A 3,752-nucleotide genomic window follows, 5' to 3' on the forward strand; every position below is an offset into this window, starting at 1 on the left:
TTGTCAATATTTTTGACCGTAAAGGCAAACTAATTAAACAATTAAATCACGATAGTTTAGGTTGGGACGGCACCTATAATGGTAATAATATGCCTGCCAGTGATTATTGGTTTGTTGCTACAATTGTACAAAATGGTAAAACTTTTGAGGTTTTAGGACACTTCTCCTTAAAACGTTAAAATAATAAACATTATAACCTGTCAAATAAGAAGTTAACCTGATTGCCTTATGTTCTACTTTATTTTTTATTACTTTTATTAAAAAAAGAAAACTTCGTTTTCTGTTATTGCTATTTTCTAATTTAAAAGTTGAAATGAAAAAGAAAAGCATCTGCTTATTTCTATTCCTTTTCACGCATGTATTTTGTATATATGCGCAACAAATTTCTACGGATAACACTCAACAACCTAATACACTTATTCAAAATTTAGTTGGAAGTAGTTGTGCAAGCGCAAGTAATGTTTCTTCATCAATTAATGGAAGTGTAAATAATATTATTAGCTATGGTACTTTTAATAATGAAACTTCAAATTTTCCGTTTCAAAATGGATTAGTATTATCAACAGGTAGTGTTGCGGCTGCCGGAAATAACCTAATAGCTACAGACTTAAGTGAAGGAAATATTGATTGGGCAACTGACCCAGATCTTGAAACCATTACTGGTATTACTCAAACTTTAAATGCAACGTCTATAGAATTTGATTTTGAGTCTGTAAATAATTTTTTATCCTTTAAATATATATTCGCTTCAGATGAGTACCAGCAAGAATACCCATGTAATTTTAAAGATGTTTTTGCAATCCTAATAAAACGAGCTGGCACTTCAGATCCATATATAAATATTGCAACGATTGCAGATACAGCCATAGAAATAAGCACAAATACAATCCACCCAAATATTAATGGATTTTGCGAATCCCAAAACGACGATTATTTTGATGACTATAATATTGGAGATACTAATTACAATGGTCGTACTGAAATTTTAACAGCAAGAGCAGATATTATTCCTAATACGCTCTACCATATAAAATTGATAATAGCTGACCATATTGACCAACGTTTTGATTCTGCAGTTTTTATTGATTCTGAGAGCTTTGGCAATGCTATTGATTTAGGTCCTGACCAAAGTATTTGCGGCAGTGACCTAACATTAAATGCAGACATAAACAACACAGCAGCTACTTATACTTGGTTTTTAAATGGTAATGTAATTTTAGGTGAAACTAATTCAACTTTAGAAGTCAATGAATCTGGAACCTATGATGTTGAAGTTTTAATTCCTTCTACAAATGACAATTGTATTTTAAATGATTCCATAGAAATTGAAATTACACCGTATCAAGATGCAGCTCCAATTGAAGATATAACTATTTGCGATGTTGCTCCTGGTGATGGTCTTTATGACTTTGATTTTTCATTATTAAAAGATGATGAAATATATGCAGCATTGCCATCAAACGACTATACATTATCTTATCACTTAAGTATTGAAGATGCACAAGCTAATACCAATCCTATAACTGGTCTTTTTCAAAACACAGACGTCACACATACTATATTTGTGAGAATAGAGAGTTTAACTGGTGATTGTTTGCAACTCGGTAGCTTTAATATTTCAGTATACAATGCACCCAACACCTACGAATTAACATTAGATATTTGTAATTACGCAGTTGCAGACATCGGATTAGCCAGTTTTTTCTATATAAATTTTGCAGTTTCTAATTTTGAGTTTTACACTACTGTTTCTTATTATCTTACGGAAAATGACGCCATTAATTTAGAAAATGAACTCAGTGAATTTCCAAATTTTGAAAACGAACCGTCAACAATGTATGCTAGAGTTCAAAGTATCTTAAATCCTTGTGCTTCTATTGTACCAATTCATTTAAATTATTTGCCTCAACCAGACATTGGTAGATATATTATCAACGATTGCTTAAGTCCAAATTTATCAGAAACTATAAATGGAATAACATATAACTATAACAACTTACCTGTTACCTATAACATCTTTGATCTTTTTGATGAGCTCGAAGCAGAATTTCCAGAGGTAACTGCAAATTTAGAAATGTTGATAGCTGGTATTCCTCCAACGATTACTACTACTAATAACAGCACAGAAATAGCTATTTCTATAAGGTTTGTAGAAGAAAACTGCCCAACTTACATGACCATTGAGATTCATAAAAACCTATTATTTAATCTTCTAGAAAAAGAAAAAATAATTGAACGATGTGATGACAATTCTAACGATGGCATATATGATATGGACCTATCCGAATTGATTTTAGAACTTAAAGATGGTTTTGAAATTGACCTTTCAATTTATGCTACGGAAGAGGACAGAAATCTTCAAGTAAATCCTTTAGATGAAAATTCTATTTTCACTCTAGAAGATAACCAAAGTCTATATATTGCATCGTCTTATGAAGGTTGCACACATAGCTCTAAAATAACATTAAATTTAAGTAATGGTTTAAACATTCAACCTCAAACAATTGATTACTGCGGAAGTCCAGGTATTGAAAGTAATACAACTATGATTACTATACCTCCTCTTAAAGATTCCTTTCTACAAGAATTAGAAATTACAGGACCTGTGGAGTTTTTCAACAATTTTGACGATGCTGAAAACCAAGAAAATGAAATTACAGATAATTACGAAATAATCGAAAATCAACATGTTTTTTATGTTAGAATGACTAATATATTTACTGGATGTTATAATATTACAACTCTACAAGTAAATATTACAAACGTCATAGAAATAAACAATCCTGAACCCTTAATTATCTGCGATGATGACCAAGATTTAATAACTACTGTAAATTTAGAAGATGTAATTCCTATTTTATCTAACAACTTAAGTAATCTAACTTTTACTTTTTTTGAAAGCTATGACAGTGCTATAGAAGATGAATCTAAAATTGATAATTTAATTAATTATACAACCTCAACAACTACTCTTTACATTAGAGCAGAGGATTCTAATTCAGAATGTTTCTCCATTATTCCTTACGATATATTAGTTTATGCCAATCCACAATTAATTCCTATTCCAGATTTCATTAATTGTGTGATAGACCCAAACCAACCTTCAGAATTCTTCTTTATAGATAAAGATATTCAGGTTATTAGGAACCAGACCAACATGCAAGTACTCTATTTTGAATCTGAAGAAAATGCCATAAACAATATCGATCCTATCGATAAAACAATAGGTTACCTTCCTTCATCAAATCCACAAACAATTTTTGTTCGCCTGGAGAATGCAGATAACGCTGGATGCTTTAAAGTAGCTCCAATGCAGATTGAAATTCGTCAAGCTCCTATTTATAATAATCCAACAGACGTTTTAGAGTGTGATATAAATAACACAGGTTTAGCAACTACAGATTTAAATGAAAAAATTATAGAAATAAGTGAAAACAGCCCAACTGACCTAAACATTACGTTTCACCTTTCAGAGGTTAGTGCAGAGGCTAATGCCAACCCATTGCCAGTAAATTTCACAGCTACAAACAACCCTCAAATACTATATACTCGCATTGAAAACGCGGTTTCCGGTTGTTTTGAAATAAAACCAATTAGAGTGAGCACTTTAGCACTTCCTGAAGTTAAATTTGGAAAATCTTTAATAGACTGTGCTGATAATTATAACTATACGCAAGAATGGGACTTAACAGAAATAGAATTAGATATTCTTGACGGAAGACAATATAACGTAGACTTCTCTTATTTTGAAT

Annotated in this window: 2 protein-coding genes; both read left to right on the forward strand. The window is 31.1% G+C overall.

Going from position 1 to position 3,752, the window contains the following annotated elements:
• The first annotated feature begins 8 nt into the window (after nucleotides 1-8).
• Nucleotides 9-179 carry a T9SS type B sorting domain-containing protein gene (locus HNV10_RS16985; RefSeq protein WP_317166907.1) on the forward strand — a complete coding sequence of 57 codons (171 nt, stop codon included), beginning with the start codon at nucleotides 9-11 and terminating at the stop codon, nucleotides 177-179.
• Between the two features lie 134 nt (nucleotides 180-313).
• Nucleotides 314-3,752: choice-of-anchor L domain-containing protein (locus HNV10_RS16990; protein WP_173302643.1), on the forward strand; the 3,439-nt coding region annotated here is incomplete at its 3' end.

The organism is Winogradskyella litoriviva (assembly GCF_013249065.1).
GTDB classification, from domain to species: Bacteria; Bacteroidota; Bacteroidia; order Flavobacteriales; family Flavobacteriaceae; genus Winogradskyella; species Winogradskyella litoriviva.